Below are 17,111 nucleotides of genomic sequence, written 5' to 3'. Positions count from 1 at the left end.
GTTTCGTTCTTCCTATGCATTCGCTACTTTGCCCAGCAAGTATACGAGAAGCTGTTGATTATGCGAAGAAATCCGGTCAAGCGCTTCGCTGATATAGGCATCGCGGATTCCAACGCCTCGCGCAGCTTCTTCCAGCCCCTTATCCGTGACCGTAACCCATACGATCCGGCGGTCGCTTTCGTCCCGGTTCCGCGCGACAAGTCCGCCGCGCTCCATCCGGTCCAGAAGCGTAGTAATGGCTGCAGGGGTTGTCTCCAAATAGCTGAGCAAATCCGACGGCTTCATAGGCTGATGCTGCAGCAGCAGCTCCAACACGGTCAGCTGGCCTTCCGTCAAATTCGGTGACAGCTCCTCCTCCAAATGCGACTTCCATTCCTTTGTCATCTTCATCCACAACCGGGCAAATTCTGTAGTTACGATGACCTTCACCCGCCTTTTATCCGATTTTATCCTATGTCTTATTATACCATGCCGCTTTGTCGAATATAAGGTTAATGAGGTTAATATTTTGTCTAACTAATCGATACAATAGAGAACCATTTGACATCTTTAGACATACATTGGTTCTATAGGCTGTTGTACCGGCTCGAAATTAGGAATAGGAGCGTGATTCGCAAATGGAGGAGCGCAAGCTCGAACTCGTACGCAAACTATCGCAGCTCGGCATACAAAAAGACCCACATTGGCTACACCGGCTAGATGAACCGGCCCCTTTGTGGGTCGTGCTTGAACTTATGATGGAAATGATAGAGGGAATGAACTCGCCCCATCATCAACCTTTTGACTGAACCGTTACAAATCGGCACGAACGAAGAACGTGGTCAATACATCTTTCTTATCCACCGCTGCAATCGCGCGGCCCGTCGATTTCCGGTCATCGATCGGCGCCTTCTCCGTCGAGACGTTCTGAATTGCGCCGGCTGCCGTAAGCAGCACGAGTTCGCGCTCTTCCTTACAGTGAAGGCCTCCGATTAGGCCTTCGCCGTTGGAGCGTACCCGCTTGCCTTCCTTAAACTCAAAGGTTGCGACGCCTTTGCCGCCGCGGCCCTGGATCGGATAATCGAGCAGAAGGGAACGTTTGCCATAACCGAGTTCTGTCAGGACAAGCACTTCTCCCTCATCGCCCGACACCCACTCGGCCGCTACGATTTCATCGCCTTCGCGTACCGCAATGCCCCGAACGCCTGCCGCTACGCGGCCCATCGGATTGACTTCGTTTTCCGGGAAGCGGATGCCCATGCCGTTCTTAGTAATGAGCAGCAGTTCTTTCGTATTATCGCTAAGCGCAACGCGAATCACTTCGTCGCCGTCTGCCAGCTTCACAGCCGCAATCGCCGTTGAGCGCGTCGACTTATATTCCTTCAGCTCCGTCCGCTTGACCTGCCCCCGCTTGGTGACGAAGACGAGCGTGCGTTCCGGCGTTTCGAAATCCTTCACCGGAATGACGCTGACGATGCTGTCGTCCTTCGGAAGCGGCACGACGTTAACGACGGCCGTACCTGTATCTTTCCATTTGAACTCCGGAATTTGATGGACGGGCAGCTGATAATACTGTCCCTTGCGCGTGAAGAGCAACAACTGGTCGATCGTGTTTACGTCGAGCAGCGTGCGGATGACATCGCCTTCCTTGACGCCGGCGCTGCCCAGCTCGCCTCCGGAGCGCGTGAACGAAAGCTTGGAAGTACGCTTGATGTACCCTTCTTGGCTGAGCGTGACTAGCACATCCTCCGCAGGAACGATAACCTCAAGGTTTACCTTCAGCTCCTCGACCTCGCCTTGAATATCCGAGCGGCGGTCAATCCCGTATTTCTCGCGGATCTCGTTCAGCTCGTCCTTGATGACGGAGAGAAGCTTCTTCTCGCTAGCCAAAATGGAGCGCAAGTACGTGATGCGCTTCTGGATATCTTTCAATTCTTTCTCGATCGACGTAATCTCCAGATTCGTCAGACGATACAATTGCAGCGTCAGAATCGCATCGGCTTGCCGCTCGGTGAACGTAAACTTCGCCACGAGGTTTTGCTGCGCGTCCTGGCGGTTCTTCGAGGCTTTGATCGTGGCGATGACCTCATCAAGCAAATTGAGCGCTTTCGCGAGGCCTTCCAAAACATGCGCGCGGTCTTCGGCCTTTTCCAACTCGTACTTGGACCGCTCGGTCACGACTTCCTTCTGATGCGCGATATAGGCAGTCAGCATTTCTTTCAAGCCAAGCTGCTTCGGCGTTTTGTTCACGATCGCGACCATGTTGAAGCTGTAAGCGACCTGCAAATCCGTCTTCTTGAGCAGGTAGGCTAATATGCCTTGCGCGTCCGCGTCCTTCTTGAGCTCGACAACGATGCGAAGGCCTCCCCGGCCGCTTTCGTCGCGCACCTCGGCAATGCCTTCCACCTTTTTCTCGATCCGGATGTTCTCCATCGCCGTTACGAGACGGGATTTGACCACTTGATACGGAATCTCCGTGATGACGATCTGCTGACGGCCGCCCTTCAAATCTTCGATCGTCGATTTGGAGCGGTGATAGATCCGGCCTTTGCCGGTCTGATACGCGTCGCGGATGCCGTCTTCGCCCATGATAAGTCCGCCTGTCGGGAAGTCCGGGCCTTTCACGATCGTCATCAGCTGCAATAGCTCGATGTCCGGATTATCCATGACAGCGTTGCAAGCATCGATGATTTCTCGCAGGTTATGCGGCGGGATTTCCGTCGCGAAGCCGGAGGAAATGCCGCTCACGCCATTGACGAGCAGATTCGGATACCGCGACGGCAGTACGACCGGCTCTTTCGTCGTATTATCGAAATTGTCCTTGAATAGGACCGTACGTTTCTCAATATCGCGCAGCAGCTCCATCGCGATCGGCGACAGGCGCGCTTCCGTGTAACGCATCGCCGCGGCGGGGTCGTCGTCGATGGAGCCCCAGTTGCCATGGCCGTCGATGAGCATATGCGCCATTTTCCATGGCTGTGCCATGCGGACCATGCCTTCATAGATGGAAGAATCGCCGTGCGGATGATAGTTGCCCATGACGTCGCCGACCGTCTTGGCCGACTTGCGATACCCTTTGTCCGGCGTGTTTCCTGCATCATACATCGCGTAAAGGATGCGCCGCTGCACCGGCTTCAATCCATCCCGTACGTCGGGAATGGCGCGGTCCTGAATGATGTATTTGGAATAGCGCCCGAATCGGTCCCCTACGACCTCCTCTAGAAACGCCGGCAAAAACTGTTCCAGGCTACTCATGCCGTAACTCTCCTCAATTGTTATTCCTCAAATTCGGTAAAATCGACGTTCTCGACGATCCACCGTTTGCGCGGGTCTACCTTGTCGCCCATGAGCGTCGACACTCGGCGCTCGGCTTTGGCCGCATCCTCGATTTGAACCTGGAGCAGCGTCCGAGTTTCCGCGTTCATCGTCGTTTCCCAGAGCTGCTCGGGATTCATCTCGCCGAGACCTTTATAGCGCTGAAGCTCGAAGTTTTTGCCGAACTCCTTCAAGTAGTTCTGCAGCTGCTCGTCCGACCATGCGTACCGGACCGTTTCAAGCTTGCCGGATTTGCGCGTGATCTTGTAAAGCGGCGGTTGCGCGATGAAGACGCGTCCCAAATCGATGAGCGGCTTCATGTAGCGGTAGAAGAACGTCAGGAGCAGCACTTGGATGTGCGCGCCGTCGGTGTCCGCGTCCGTCATAATGATGATTTTGCTATAGTTGCACGATTCCGCGTCGAACTCGGGTCCGATCCCTGCGCCGATCGCCGCGATAACCGACTTATATTCGTCGTTCTTGAGAATATCGATCAGCTTGGCCTTCTCCGGGTTCATCGGCTTGCCCTTCAGCGGAAGAATGGCCTGGTACTTGGAGTCCCGGCCCTGCTTCGCGGAGCCGCCGGCCGAGTCGCCCTCGACGATGAACAGCTCCGTGCGCGTGACGTCCTTGGACTGAGCCGGCGACAGCTTGCCGCCGAGATTGGAACTTTCGCTCCTCTTCTTGCCGCTGCGGATTTCGTCGCGCGCCTTGCGCGCAGCCTCGCGGGCTTTGGACGCTTGTACCGCTTTCTTGAGCAGCATTTGCGCAATCTGCGGATTTTCCTCCAGGAATACCTGCATCTTATCGGACACGATCGCATCGACCGCGCTTCTGGCCGACGAGCTGCCGAGCTGGTCCTTCGTTTGGCCGACGAACTCCACCTCGGACATTTTGATGTTGATGACCGCCATCATGCCTTCGCGAAGGTCGTTGCCGTCGAGGTTTTTGTCTTTCTCTTTGATCAGCGCGTTCTTGCGCGCGTAATCGTTCATTACCCGCGTGTATGCGGTTTTAAAGCCGGTCTCGTGCGTACCGCCGCCTCGCGTCGGGATCGAGTTGACGAAAGAAGCCATCGTTTCGGTATAGCCGTCGTTGTACTGCAGCGCTACCTCAACCTCAATCTCGTCGCGCTCGCCGGTAAAATGAATAACGTCGTGCAGCACGGTTTTATCCTCGTTCAAAAATTGAACGAACTGGCGCGCGCCGCCTTCGTAGTGGTATTGATCCTGCTTGTCGCTGCGTTCGTCCTTCACCGTAACCTTTAAGCCGGAGTTCAGGAACGCGATTTCCTGCAGGCGCTCGGACAGCGTGTCATAATTGATCGACGTATTGCCGTGAAACACGCGCTTATCCGGTTTAAACGTGACTTTCGTACCGGTGCGGTTCGTGTTGCCGATAATTTCAAGACCCGTTGCCGGCTCGCCGACATGCTCCTTGCCGTCTTTGTCGACCCAATATTCGAAGCGCTGCTTATGTATTTTGCCGTCGCGGTAAATCTCCACTTCCAGCCATTCGGACAGCGCATTCGTCACGGATGCGCCGACGCCGTGCAAGCCGCCGGACTTCTTATAGCCGCCGCCGCCGAATTTACCGCCTGCGTGCAGCATCGTAAAGACGACTTGAGGCGTCGGAATGCCGGTCTTATGCATGCCGGTCGGGATGCCTCGCCCGTTGTCCTTTACCGATACCGAGCTGTCTCTATGAATGATGACGTCGATCGCCGTGCAGAATTTGGCCAGATGCTCGTCCACGGCGTTGTCGACGATCTCCCATACCAGATGATGCAAGCCCGAAGTGCTCGTGCTGCCGATGTACATGCCCGGCCGTTTCCGGACGGCGGTCAGCCCCTCCAGCACTTGGATGTCATCCGCACTATAGCTGCCGGCAGCCGAATTCGTCTCGCCCGCAAACAGATTCAACTGCTCAGTCATAGGCTCCTCCTAAAAAACTCTTCTTTTTTGCTCATATTTCCCAAACCTGCCGATTCGCTCACTTCAAGCTATTCTAATTCATGATGTCCTGTTTCGTAAAGACACCGAATGAAACGATAAGTCCGATTGCCGACCAAATGGCAAGGATAATTAACGAGAATGAAAGCGTCATGCCTTGGATCGGCGGCGGTGAGCCCGCCAAGTAATCGGTTAGCTGCAAATTGACCGCGAATACGTATTTCGCGCTCTCCCAGGATGACGACATGGTGGAAAGTATCGTACCCGCGATAACCGCCGCCATCATCGTCACGATGCTGGCCGCCGTGCTCCGCACGAGTACGGATACCATAAGCGCCAGAATCGCTACCGTCATGGACGAGACCCAAATCAGCCCGCCTTCCATGAGCACGTATAACCATTGCGGAACGGCATGCACATAAGTGCTCTCGACGGTCGAGCCGTTGATGACAAATCCTGTAAACACAGGCATCCCCCAGCCGCCGTAGCCGAATACCGCGCCTGATATAAGATAACAGAGAATCGCGCTGACCACAACGGTTAATGAAACATAGAGCGTAAGCGCGATCAGCTTGCTAAACAATATTTTCCAGCGTCTTACAGGTCTTGTCAGCAGCATTTTGATCGTTCCTGCCGATCGTTCTCCGGATACCAAATCCGACGCAACCGCAAGCACGAGCAGCGGATAAAACAAGTTTACCGCATTCGCCATGAAGCTGCGGGTGAACGTAACGCCGTCTGGAGAATTAGGATTTACATCATGATCCAAATAATACTGCAGCTGCTGAACGGCAATCCGGCGGTTCCGCTTCCATTCCTCAGGAATGCGCTCGCTTGAGAGCATGTTTTGATATTCGTTGATTTGCTGAACGAGCTGATTGCGCCAATCTTTGAAATTTTTCCGATTCGTTTCGGCGATCTTCAGCTGGGCATACGTAAAAACCGGAATAAGGACGATGAGCACGAGCACGACGACATAGAAACGCTTCTTCTTCCAAATCTTCAGCGTCTCGTTCTGTATGAGCGGCAGCAGCCTATCCAATGCTCTCACCCTCCGTCAGTTGCAAAAATAATTCCTCCAGCGTAGGCGCGATCCTCTGAACCGATGCGACGCCGATTCCAGCATGCACGGCCTTCTCCACCAGAGCAGTGATCCGGTCGGCATCCATCGAGGTAATGACCGCTTCCTTCAATCCGGCCAAAATACTTTCGTCGATCCGGTGCTCGTCTTCCTTCACGAACCGGATTCCCTGTTCCGCCGCCAACAGCCTTCTTCCCGCTTCCGGATCGTCAAACTGCCAAACGACATAGCTGCCGGTCTGATTCACCAGCTCGTCGACCGCGCCTACCGCAAGCACCTCGCCGTGGCTGATGATGGCGACCCGGTCGCACATCAGTTGAATTTCGCTAAGCAAATGGCTCGAGATAAACAAGCTCATCCCTTGATCCGCCAGCATGCGGACAAATTCGCGCAGCTCCTTGATCCCTTTCGGATCGAGTCCGTTCGTCGGCTCATCGAGAATGAGCAGCTTCGGGCGGCCTAGCAGCGCTTGGGCGATGCCCAGCCGCTGACGCATGCCGAGCGAGTAGGTTCTCACTTTGTCGTGAATGCGGTGCTGCATCCCGACGATGTCCACGACTTCGGCGATCCGGTCTTGGCCGATGCCGCGCTGCATCCGGGCAAAATGCTCTAGGTTCTCCCAGCCGGTCATATAACTGTACACCTCGGGGTTTTCCACGATGCAGCCGATATGGCGCAGCGCCTCCTCCGGGTCCCGCTGCACGTTGCTACCGCAGATCAAGATATCGCCCGAGGTCGGTTTGATCAAGTTGACCAGCATGCGGATCGTCGTCGTTTTGCCGGAGCCGTTCGGTCCGAGAAAACCGAATATTTCGCCGCTTCTAACATCGAAGCTGACGTTCTTGATAATCATTTTGCCGCCTATCCGCTTTTTGACGTCTTTCACGGAGAGGACAACGTCAGATTGTGCCGCCGATTGCATCTTCGCTCGCTCCTCCTAATCCAGCGACTGCGCGATTCGTTCTGCGATTTGCGCGTAGCCTTCATGATTCGGGTGAAAATGGTCGTTCGACAGGTAACTGCCGATCGAACGTTCGAACAGATCGAAGGACGGCACCATCATCATGTTCGGATATTGGTGCAGCAGCGAGTAGGCCTCTTCATTCCATTTCTGCACCTGAAGGCTGCCATCCCTCAAATCGGTGATGTTGTAAAAAGGGTTATATAGACCGGTATACACGATATGAGCATTCGGATTGATCTCGTAGAGCAAGCGAAAAACATTGTCCAGCCGATCGATTCCCTGGTTCAGTCCTTTCTTGACCGTCTCCAGGCTGATATCGCCGGTCGCTTCGCCGGCCGCGCGGCCGTTTGCGATTTGGAACAGATCGTTGCCTCCTATCGTGAATACGATGAGGTTCGATTGCCGCAAGGCGTACCGATAGCCTTTGTCCGTGCTCAAACGCTGCGCCAATTGATCGGCCCGTATGCCGTTAACGGCCAAATTGTTGTTCAGCTTGACGGGAATGGCCGGATATTTCTCCTTGAGCAGCGAGACGAGCTGCTTGACATAGCCATCTCCGGTTGCATCTCCGGTCCCTTTCGTGAGGGAATCGCCGATAGCGGTTACGTTGATTTCCTTCGCGCGGCTAAGCTCCTTATGCTCGGGAAGAACCGATTTTACAGGTGCCCCCGTGTACGCTTCCGCGCTTGGATACAGCATGTCCTTCACGGCATATCCGAACCCGCCGGCCAATAGAAGAGTCGAAGCCAAAGCGGAAAAAGCAATGCTGCGCCATAATGCGCTTGATGATGTTCTGCTCATATACCCGAATCTCCTTTTGCCTATTTCGGATGTAATGGTGGTAGATGACTATTCTTTTTTTAAAAGTAATGCTTTCGGCCCTAATTTGCAAATTTCGCCAATAACGCAAAAAACCGAATATGCGTCTCAGGCAGCTTCACAAAAGAAACTGCCGGAGCGGAATCAGCATACTCGGTCAACTGAACTTGCGTTTATTCGTATTGAATCGTAAGCGACTGCGCAGCTTGCTTCGCCAGCTCGCGAGCCTTGCCGCAATCGTCGGCAGAGCTAAGCGCTACTGCCATCCGGCGGCCCGGCTTCGTCACCGGCTTGCCGAACACGCGCACTTGCGTATTCGGTACGGCGAGCGCTTCCTCCAAGCCGCCGATGCGGAAATTTTCGGAATCGCGGTCAGCCTTTAGCGTATACGAAGCGCCCGGCGTCAATAGGCGGATCGTAGGAATCGGGAAGCCGAGGATCGCTCTGGCATGGAGCGCGAATTCGGACAAATCCTGCGTAATCATGGTGACCATCCCCGTGTCGTGCGGACGCGGCGACACTTCGCTGAACAGGACGCCGTCCTTGGTCAGGAACAGCTCCACGCCGTAAATGCCATAGCCGCCCAGCTCTTCCGTAACGGCACGCGCAATGGTTTCCGCGTCATGAATTTTCTGCGCGGTCATCTCATGCGGCTGCCAGGACTCGATATAGTCGCCGTCCCTTTGCACGTGGCCGATCGGCGCGCAAAACGATGTGCCCGATGCCGAACGCACGGTAAGCAGCGTGATCTCCGATTCGAAATGAACGAAGCCTTCTACGATGACGCGCGTTCTCTTCGCGCGGCCGCCTTCCATCGCGTAATCCCAGCACGCTTCCGCATCCGCTTCGGTCTTGCAGACGCTTTGCCCTTTGCCGGATGAGCTCATGATCGGCTTAATGACGCAAGGCGTGCCGAGCTCGGCAACCGCCGCCTTAAGCTCGTCCAACGTATCCGCAAAACGGTATGGCGCCGTAGGCAGCTTAAGGGTCTCCGCGGCCAGGCGGCGAATCCCTTCGCGGTCCATCGTTAGCAGCGCCGCGCGAGCGGTAGGAATGACGCGGTAGCCTTCCTTCTCCAGCTCCACAAGCGCGGAGGTCGCGATCGCTTCGATCTCCGGCACGAGCAGGTCGGGCTTCTCTTTCTCGATAAGCGCGCGAAGTGCGGCAGGGTCAAGCATATCGATGACATATGAACGGTGCGCAACCTGCATAGCCGGCGCATTTTCGTAGCGGTCTACGGCAATCGTTTCTACGCCTAGGCGCTGCGCTTCGATAATGACTTCTTTGCCCAGCTCGCCTGAGCCGAGCAGCATGATTTTGCGAGCGTGGGATGAAAGCGGTGATCCATACATAAAGAAAAAGAACCTCCCGGAAGATTGTTTTCTTCCATTGTGGAGGTTCTTTGACGAAAAATCAAGAATTATGCCGATAAAAAGCGGTACTGCGCTTCGATAAGCCCGTTATACGTGCCTCTCTGGCGGATCAACTCGTCATGGCTGCCTTGCTCGACGATTACGCCGTGATCCAGCACTACGATCTGGTCGGCATTGCGGATGGTCGACAGACGGTGCGCCACGATAAAGGACGTCCGGCCCTTCAGAAGCTTCTTGAGCGCCTCTTGAATCCTCAGCTCGGTCTCCGTATCGATGCTGGCCGTCGCCTCATCGAGGATCAAAACGCGCGGATCGGCAAGCAGCGCTCTGGCGAAGGACAGCAGCTGGCGCTGGCCCATTGAAAGGCTGTTGCCCCGCTCCTGCACCTCCGTGTCGTAGCCGTCCGGCAGGCTCATGATGAAATCATGGGCATCGACCGCCGTTGCAGCCTTTACGATCTCATCGTCGGTGGCGTCCAAGCGTCCGAAGCGGATATTTTCGCGTATCGTGCCGGAGAAAATAAACGTGTCCTGCAGCACGACCCCGACCTGCGAGCGCAGGCTTTCGATGCTTACGTTGCGGACGTCGATGCCGTCGATGCGCACCGCGCCTTGAACCGGATCATAGAACCGGCAGAGCAGGTTCATGATCGTGCTCTTGCCTGACCCTGTATGGCCGACGAGCGCGATCGTCTGACCGGCCTGCACATCGAGCGAAATGCCTCGAAGCGCAGGGCGCCCCTTCTCGTATTCGAATACGATGTTGTCAAACGAAACGTCGCCTCGGATCCGCGGAAGCTCGATCGCGTCCACCTGCTCGCCGACCGTCGGCTTCTCGTCGATGAATTCGAAGATCCGCTCCGAGGACGCCATCGCGATGAGCAGCTGTGCGTACATTTGGCCGAGACGGTTGATCGGATCCCAGAAGTTGCCGACATAGTTGGCGAAGCCGACGAGGACGCCGATCGTGATCTCTTCCATCTGAATCAGATGCGAACCGTACCAGAACAGAATGAGCGTTCCGATGGCGGACGTGATTTCGATAATCGGGCCAAAGGTCTGGTTAAGCGCGGACGCTTTGTTCCAAGCCTTAATGTTGGTGTTGTTAATGTGCGTGAAGAAGCTGAAATTCGCTTTCTCCTGAGTATACGCTTGAGTAACGCGCATGCCCTGGATGCTTTCGTTCAAATGCGCGTTGATCCGCGACTGCTTCATCCGCACATCCTGCCAAGCAAATCGGATCCGTTTGCGGAGCGCCGTGGAGACGACGAACATGATCGGAACCGTAATCATGATGGCGAGTCCCAGCTTGAAATTCCACACCAGCAATATCACCACGATGCCGGCGAGCTGCACCATGTCCATCAGCAGGTTGACAACGCCGTTCGTGAACAAGTCCTGCAGCGCATTGACGTCGTTGGTCACGCGGACGAGGACGGAGCCGGCAGGCCGTTTATCGAAGAATCGGAACGACAGCTTCTGGATATGGCGGAACAAGTCTTGGCGAAGATCGTAAATGACCTGCTGGCCGATCATATTCGTGTATTTTATCCGGTACGTGTTAGCGGCCCATTGAATAACATAAAGGACGCACATCATTGCTGCGAACATATAAAGCTTGCTTAGACTAGGATCTCCGCCGTTCTTCGGCTGGATCGCTTCGTCGATCGCCATGATGATGATGGCCGGAATCGAGAGGCGCGTAAGCGTTCCAAGCACCATCGTCACGATAATGACGGGCAATAACTGCTTCCGGTAAGGCTTCATGTACGAGAACAGCCGCGTGACTTGCGCCCAGTTAAACGGTTTTTCGATCGCATCGTCATCCTTGTAGACGAACCGTTCGTTGCTTGCGCGCGACTGCCCTTTCTGCTGCTCGCTCACTGTGCGACCCTTCTTTCTGCTGCCGGAATTGCGGTCCCGGCGCTTGGCCGATCCGCATATTGAATGTTATAGGTATCTTGGTACGGCCCTTGCTCGGCAATCAACTGCTCATGAGAGCCGCGCTGCACGATGTGCCCCTTGTCGAACACAAGAATTTCATCGGCATGACGGAGAGACGAAATGCGGTGGGCGATGACGAATGTCGTTCGTCCCGCCATCAGCTCGCTGAAGCCCGCTTGAATCTCGTGCTCGGTCTCCATATCGACGGCGCTTGTCGCATCGTCAAGAACCAGAATCCGCGGATTCTTGATCAGTGCTCGAGCGATGGCAATCCGCTGCTTCTGGCCGCCTGAAAGACCCATGCCCCGTTCGCCGACGATCGTGTCGTAGCCTTCAGGCAGCTCCATGATGAAGTCATGCGCCTTGGCGAGCTTCGCCGCGCGGATGATTTGATCCATGCTGACATCCTTCACCGCGTAGGCGATATTGTCGCGGATCGAGCAAGAGAACAGGAACGTTTCCTGGAACACGGTCGCGATCTGGGACCGGAGACTCTCAATCGAAATATTGCGGATATCGTTGCCGTCAAGAGTAATTTTGCCTGTCTTGACGTTGTAGGCGCGCATCAGCAGCTGAATGACCGTCGATTTGCCGGAGCCGGTCGGACCGAGAAGGCCGATCACCATGCCAGGCTTCGCATCGATATTGACGTTCGTAAGCGCTGGGGCTTTATCCGCGTAGTTGAACGTTACGTTATGGAACTCCACATGACCTTCCATCTTGCTGTCGTCAAGCACGATCGGCTTTTCGACATCCTTCACGTGAATATACTCGTTCAGCAGCTCGACGAGACGCTCGCCGGACGCTTTGGATTGCGTGAAGTTGTTGATCAGGAAGCCCATCGCCCACATCGGGTTGATGATGTACCACAGCATGCTGAAGAACGCGACCATCTCTCCGAGCGTTATGGATCCCCGAATAACCAAGGTTCCGCCAGCTACGAGGAGAATGACCGCGCACAGGCTTGCGAGCAGCTCCATCACCGGAAAATACTTGCCCCAAAGGCCTGAAGCGGCGATTTGGTTCTGTTTATAGGCCGAACTGCGGGTTGAAAATTTGTCCATCTCGAACGATTCGCGGGCAAACGACTTGACGGTTCGCACGCCGGTAATGTTCTCTTGGACGGCCGTTGTCAGATGGCTCATCGCTTGGCGCATCTCCCGGAACGCCGGATGGATGAGCCGTTCGAACTTGAATGCGACGAACACGAGCAGCGGGATCGTCACCAGCGTGATCAGCGTGAGCTGCCAATGTATCGAGAACATCATCGCCGCGCCGAATACGACCATCAGCATCATGTTGAGAATTTGCGCGAAGCCGAAGGCGATGAAGTTCCGCACGCCCTCCAAATCCGCGGTCAGCCTGGACATCAGGTCTCCGGTCTTAGCCGTGTCGTAGTACTGATACGACAGCGTTTGCAGTTTGGTATAGCAGGCGTTGCGCAGGCGGAAAGCCACCCGGTTCCCTAGGCGCCCTCCGAAATATCCGTGCAAAAACTGAAGCGAACCTTTTAACGTTACAACCCCGACCACTGCGAGCGATAGCTGCGGCACCCACTCAAAGTTTCTGGGACGGATGACATCGTCGATCAAAATCCGCAATAAATTCGGATAAACCAGTCCGAGCGCCGTAGCGCAGATCAAACAGACGATCGAAGCAATCAGACTTTTGCGTTCGACCCAGTAAAACGGTTTAAGTTGCCTGAAGACGTCCAATGGGTAACCCACTCCCTGCTGCTGTTTTTGTATTTATTTATGAGCCTGAATGAATATTAACAGCATCATTCCGGCACAGCAAACAGAGTTCAAGGGCATTTTGCTGACAATATTCGCTTTCTCTTCCATCTCGCGCAAAAGTATGGGGGTATTCTCCGATATCGTCGCAAATCATTGCCATTTAGGGCATATTGCTCCGTTTTTGCACATTTGCCTCCGTTTTTGCATGATTTCATTTTCACAAAATAAAGAAGCTTATCCGCCTCTGTTCGAGTGGCGGACAAGCTTCTTTTTTACGCGTATTCGCTAGATCGTAAGCAGCGCTTCATGCACGCGCCGCAGCTCCTCTACGTCGGCATTGCCGGACAAGGAAGCGATTTTGCCTTCGCTGAACGCGTCGATATCTTGCCTGAGCGCGGCGGCGCAGCGCGCCGTTGCATCCTTCCACAGCTCCGCATATCGAACGCTCCACGTTTCTTCGGCGGATTGGAGCCAGCGCTGCAACGGCGCTGTCAGTTCGTCTTCGAGCGCGCGGCGCAGAGCCGCTTTTCCTTCGCCTTCGAAGAAGTGTCGCGGCGACTTGAATTTATTCCAAAGCAGCTTCACGTCGACTTCCTTGGCTTGCCACGCCGGCTGCTCCTCCGGACTATCCGGCTGTGCCGGCTTGAAGCCGGACGGCTCGAAGCCCTGCAAGAGTGCGGACGCCTCGGCGGCCGTTTCGGTAAACTTCTTCAAGGTCAGCTTGCCGAGCAGGTTATCGAGCCGCAGCGAAGTCGCCTCGAGCTCTTGGGCCAGCTCGATTTGCAGCAATCGCTGCAGCTCGAGCCAAGATGTCCAGATCGCCTTGCGCAAATCCCGGCCGTCATCTTGCAGCGACGATGGATTGAAGGCGAAGTTAAAATGGTCGCCGAACCGCAGCTGAATCCGTTGCAGCACGTAGAAAAGCAATTCCTTCAGTTCTTGCTGCAGCTGGGCGCTAGGCTGCGGCGCAAGCAGCTCCTCCGCGAGGCTGCGCGCACGCGCCGCTTGCGAGGCAATATCTGCTCTTGCCTGCTCGCGGGTCAGCGCATCGCCGGAGGCGGCCTCCAGCCAGTTCGCGATCGTGCTCCGCGCGCGCGCCAGCTCCTGTTCCGCTGCGCTTACCGCGAGCGCGCCGAGGTCGCCGCTTGTAAAGCTGAGGAACGACGCTTCGAACGCGGCTATCCCGGACTGCTCGATCAGCGCCTTGTTGCCCGTGCGCTTCCCGTCCAGCGCCTGCAGGCTGGAAATAGGGAACATACGCGGGAACCGGATGCCATGCTGCTGCAGGTTCCGCTCGACGTGGGCAAGCACGCCCTCTAATTCTTCCTGGTCAGCCGCCAGATCCGCCGCATTGACGAGGAAGAACATTTTATCGAGCTCGAATTGATCCTTCACGCGGCCGAGCTGCAGCAGAAACTGCCGGTCGGCCTGCGAGAAGGCATGATTATAGTAGGTGACGAACAGAATCGCGTCCGCGTTCTTGATATAGTTGAAGGCCACGCCGGTATGGCGGGCATTGACGGAATCGGCCCCAGGCGTATCGACAAGTACGATGCCCTGCTTGGTCAGCGGGTTCGCATGGTGCAGCTCAATCTCGCTCACGAAGCAAGAACGCGATTCTTCCGCTACATACTGGCGGTATTCTTCGCCGCTGACAGCCAGTCTCTTGCCCAGGTTCGCTTCGTGCGCCGCCCAGCCTTTGGCTGCGGCTTTCAGGAAGCTGTAGTGCGGCCGGCCGCCGGCGTGCACGGCGTCAGGCGTAAGCTTCGCGATCGCAGCAAGCAGCTGGGCATCGCTCAGCGCATGCGCATCCTCGCCCAGCAGGCCCAATGAGTAACGCAAGTCATCCAGCATCGCCTCGCGCGACTTCATGAGCACGGTCGCCGTGCCGTGCGGATGGTCCGCCGACGGCGGTACGATGCGGTTGACCGCGGCCGTCGTCGGGTTCGGCGACACCGGCAGCACCGCCTCGCCGAGCAACGCGTTGGCGAGCGACGATTTGCCCGCGCTGAACGCGCCGAACAGCGCGATCGTGAACCGGCTGCTGCGCAGGCGCTCCGCCTTGTCGCGCATGCCAAGCACGGTTTGCGCGAGCGACGCGTGCGGCGCCAGCAAGGCGGCGGCCCGGCTCAGCCGCTCGGCCGCTTGGCGCTGCGGCGCGAGCGCCTCGCCGGAAGCGCCGGGCTGTGCCGGCGCTTCCTCGAAGGCCGCCGCGGCTGGCGCAGCTGCCGCGGCAACGCCGGTGCCGGAGGCGCTAGCCGCCGCCGCCGCCGGCGCGGCGTCGGAGGCGCCGGGCGCCAGCGGCTTCGGCAGCGCCGGGCGCGGCGGCGCGGGCGGCAGCAGCGCCGCCAGCCGCGCGAGATGCGCGGCCGCGCGCTCCGCCAGCGCCGCCAGCTGCGCGAGCGCGCCGTCTTGCAGCGCCAGCGCGCCAAGCCGTTCGCGCAGCGGCGCGGCGGTCGCTTCGCCTGCCGCGGCCGCGCGGTCGGCAAGGGCATCGATGAACGGCATCGCGCGCTTGCGGAACAAGCCCTTCACAGCCGCAGCAAGCTCGCGGCTGTAGGTCATCGTATACTCGTTCCCCATGACGGCGCCTGGGTTCACGAGCGAAATCAGCAGGTCCGGCGTCAAGAGTCCGCCGAATGCCGAGGATAGCTCGCGTTCGAGCGTTTCGTCTCGCCAGCCCATACCGTCGGCGGTGCGCCGGAGCAGTTCAAGCACATGCCATTCGATGCCGGCCTGCACCTTATCGGCAATGTCGGCATAAAACGCTTGAAGCCGCCGTTCTTGCTCCGCCGCCGTCTTCGCGCCGGCAAACAGCAAGCCGGCCTTAAAACCGGGCTTTCGGCTTTCAAGAAAAGACTGCGCCAGATCGCGCGTCGCGGCAGGCGTAATGTTCGCGTTATCGAGAATGCTTTGCACGTCCTGGCGAAGCTTCGCGCGCACGCTCTCGCCTTCGGCGGCAATCATGCGCAGCTGCTCCTCCAGCCCCGCGATCTCCTTGCTTACCCGCTGAGCTTCGCCTTCTCCGCCGGCCTGCTCCAACAACCGCTCGCGTTCCGGCTCGGCCGCTTCCTCCATCGCTTTGCCGTGCATCCGGACGACATGCCTTGCGGATGCGTCAACGCTGCACAGCGCAAGCGGTCCGCGGATTTCGGCAAGCGACTCGAACAACCCTTCAAGCGCAGACCACTGCGAATGCGGGTGATCCGGCTGGCGCAACGACAAATAGACGATGCCGCTCGGCTCCAAATGCCAGTTCCCGAACGCTTCGTCCACGCTTTGCTTATAATCCTCGAAGGAAAGCTCGTTCTCACGGTGCTTGTCGATCTGGTTCACGATCAGATAGAGCGGCTTTCCCCACTCCTTGAGCTGCTTCGCGAACGTAAAGTTGATTTCCGACTGCACATGGTTATAATCCATGACATAAAAAACGACGTCTGCCAGATGAAGCGCCGATTCGGTCGCCATCCGGTGCGCGTCGTCCGTCGAATCGATCCCCGGCGTATCGAGCAGCACCGTATGGCTGCCAAGCCTTGGAATCGGATATGACAACGAAACGGACAGGACCGTTTCGCCGTCCTTGCAATAGTCGTTCACTTCCCCAAGCGGAACGTCTATCGTTTGCTCTTGTTCTTCGACCAGCTTCTTAATGGTCGCTTTCGCTTCCCCATTTACGATGCTCACGACATTCGCGCTCGTCGGGATCGGGCTGGACGGCAGCAATTGCGTGCCGCAAAGCCGATTGACGAGCGTCGATTTCCCCGCCGAGAAATGACCGCAGAAGGCAACGGTCAACTTGCCGCCCGCCAGCTTATCGCGCAGCTCCAGCAGCCGCTTTGCATCCTGCGCATCCCCGGCGGCTGCCATGATCGGCGACATGTCGGCAAGCGAGGCATCCAGCGAATGAGCGGCTTTTTCAATCGTTTGGCTCATTTCTCTCTCTCCCTGT

Annotated in this window: 11 protein-coding genes; 1 reads left to right on the top strand and 10 read right to left on the bottom strand. The window is 56.7% G+C overall.

What is annotated here, in order from left to right; all coding sequences use genetic code 11:
* Positions 1-12: 12 nt before the first annotated feature.
* Positions 13-420, bottom strand: coding sequence for a MarR family winged helix-turn-helix transcriptional regulator (locus DL346_RS06940; protein WP_112881825.1), 408 nt, complete (start codon positions 418-420; stop codon positions 13-15).
* A gap of 197 nt (positions 421-617) precedes the next feature.
* Between DL346_RS06940 and DL346_RS28955 the strand changes: the two genes are divergently transcribed.
* The gene (locus DL346_RS28955; protein WP_165822395.1) at positions 618-788 is read left to right on the top strand and encodes a hypothetical protein; all 171 of its coding nucleotides are present in this window, start codon (positions 618-620) and stop codon (positions 786-788) included.
* Positions 789-792: 4 nt separating this feature from the next.
* Here DL346_RS28955 and gyrA read toward each other — a convergent pair whose 3' ends face one another.
* From gyrA to DL346_RS06890, 9 genes are all read right to left on the bottom strand, one after another.
* Positions 793-3,234, bottom strand: coding sequence for a DNA gyrase subunit A (gene gyrA, locus DL346_RS06935; RefSeq protein ID WP_112881287.1), 2,442 nt, complete (start codon positions 3,232-3,234; stop codon positions 793-795).
* Positions 3,235-3,254: 20 nt separating this feature from the next.
* Positions 3,255-5,228: a DNA topoisomerase IV subunit B gene (parE, locus tag DL346_RS06930; protein WP_112881286.1), complete on the bottom strand. Its 1,974-nt coding sequence runs from the start codon at positions 5,226-5,228 to the stop codon at positions 3,255-3,257.
* 73 nt (positions 5,229-5,301) lie between these two features.
* The gene (locus tag DL346_RS06925) at positions 5,302-6,288 is read right to left on the bottom strand and encodes an ABC transporter permease (protein ID WP_112881285.1); all 987 of its coding nucleotides are present in this window, start codon (positions 6,286-6,288) and stop codon (positions 5,302-5,304) included.
* Positions 6,281-7,249: an ABC transporter ATP-binding protein gene (locus DL346_RS06920; protein ID WP_112881284.1), complete on the bottom strand. Its 969-nt coding sequence runs from the start codon at positions 7,247-7,249 to the stop codon at positions 6,281-6,283. The genes DL346_RS06925 and DL346_RS06920 overlap by 8 nt, the downstream gene beginning before the upstream one ends.
* 15 nt (positions 7,250-7,264) lie before the next feature.
* On the bottom strand, positions 7,265-8,092 hold the full coding sequence (locus DL346_RS06915) for a GDSL-type esterase/lipase family protein (protein WP_112881283.1): 828 nt from the start codon (positions 8,090-8,092) through the stop codon (positions 7,265-7,267).
* 191 nt (positions 8,093-8,283) lie between these two features.
* Positions 8,284-9,462 (bottom strand): formate-dependent phosphoribosylglycinamide formyltransferase, encoded by a 1,179-nt coding sequence (purT, locus tag DL346_RS06910; RefSeq protein WP_112881282.1) that lies wholly within the window; start codon positions 9,460-9,462, stop codon positions 8,284-8,286.
* Between the two features lie 68 nt (positions 9,463-9,530).
* Complete coding sequence (locus DL346_RS06905) at positions 9,531-11,366, bottom strand: ABC transporter ATP-binding protein (RefSeq protein WP_240633053.1); 1,836 nt, start codon at positions 11,364-11,366, stop codon at positions 9,531-9,533.
* A complete protein-coding gene (locus DL346_RS06900) occupies positions 11,363-13,141 on the bottom strand; it encodes an ABC transporter ATP-binding protein (protein ID WP_112881281.1) in 1,779 nt (592 codons plus the stop codon). Before DL346_RS06900 ends, DL346_RS06905 begins: the two co-directional genes overlap by 4 nt.
* A 306-nt stretch (positions 13,142-13,447) precedes the next feature.
* Positions 13,448-17,095 (bottom strand): dynamin family protein, encoded by a 3,648-nt coding sequence (locus DL346_RS06890; RefSeq protein ID WP_112881279.1) that lies wholly within the window; start codon positions 17,093-17,095, stop codon positions 13,448-13,450.
* Between the last annotated feature and the right edge of the window lie 16 nt (positions 17,096-17,111).

Source organism: Paenibacillus montanisoli, assembly GCF_003268025.1.
Taxonomy (GTDB): domain Bacteria; phylum Bacillota; class Bacilli; order Paenibacillales; family Paenibacillaceae; genus Paenibacillus_Z; species Paenibacillus_Z montanisoli.
Note: the sequence above shows the minus strand (reverse complement) of the source record. Positions and strands in the feature narration are given on the sequence as shown.

Bases quoted from the DNA above. Each gene is read 5' to 3' on its own strand.
- DL346_RS28955 (WP_165822395.1), top strand. From the start codon at position 618: ATGGAGGAGCGCAAGCTCGAACTCGTACGCAAACTATCGCAGCTCGGC.
- DL346_RS06890 (WP_112881279.1), bottom strand. From the start codon at position 17,095: ATGAGCCAAACGATTGAAAAAGCCGCTCATTCGCTGGATGCCTCGCTT.
- parE (WP_112881286.1), bottom strand. From the start codon at position 5,228: ATGACTGAGCAGTTGAATCTGTTTGCGGGCGAGACGAATTCGGCTGCC.
- purT (WP_112881282.1), bottom strand. From the start codon at position 9,462: ATGTATGGATCACCGCTTTCATCCCACGCTCGCAAAATCATGCTGCTC.
- DL346_RS06915 (WP_112881283.1), bottom strand. From the start codon at position 8,092: ATGAGCAGAACATCATCAAGCGCATTATGGCGCAGCATTGCTTTTTCC.
- DL346_RS06920 (WP_112881284.1), bottom strand. From the start codon at position 7,249: ATGCAATCGGCGGCACAATCTGACGTTGTCCTCTCCGTGAAAGACGTC.
- gyrA (WP_112881287.1), bottom strand. From the start codon at position 3,234: ATGAGTAGCCTGGAACAGTTTTTGCCGGCGTTTCTAGAGGAGGTCGTA.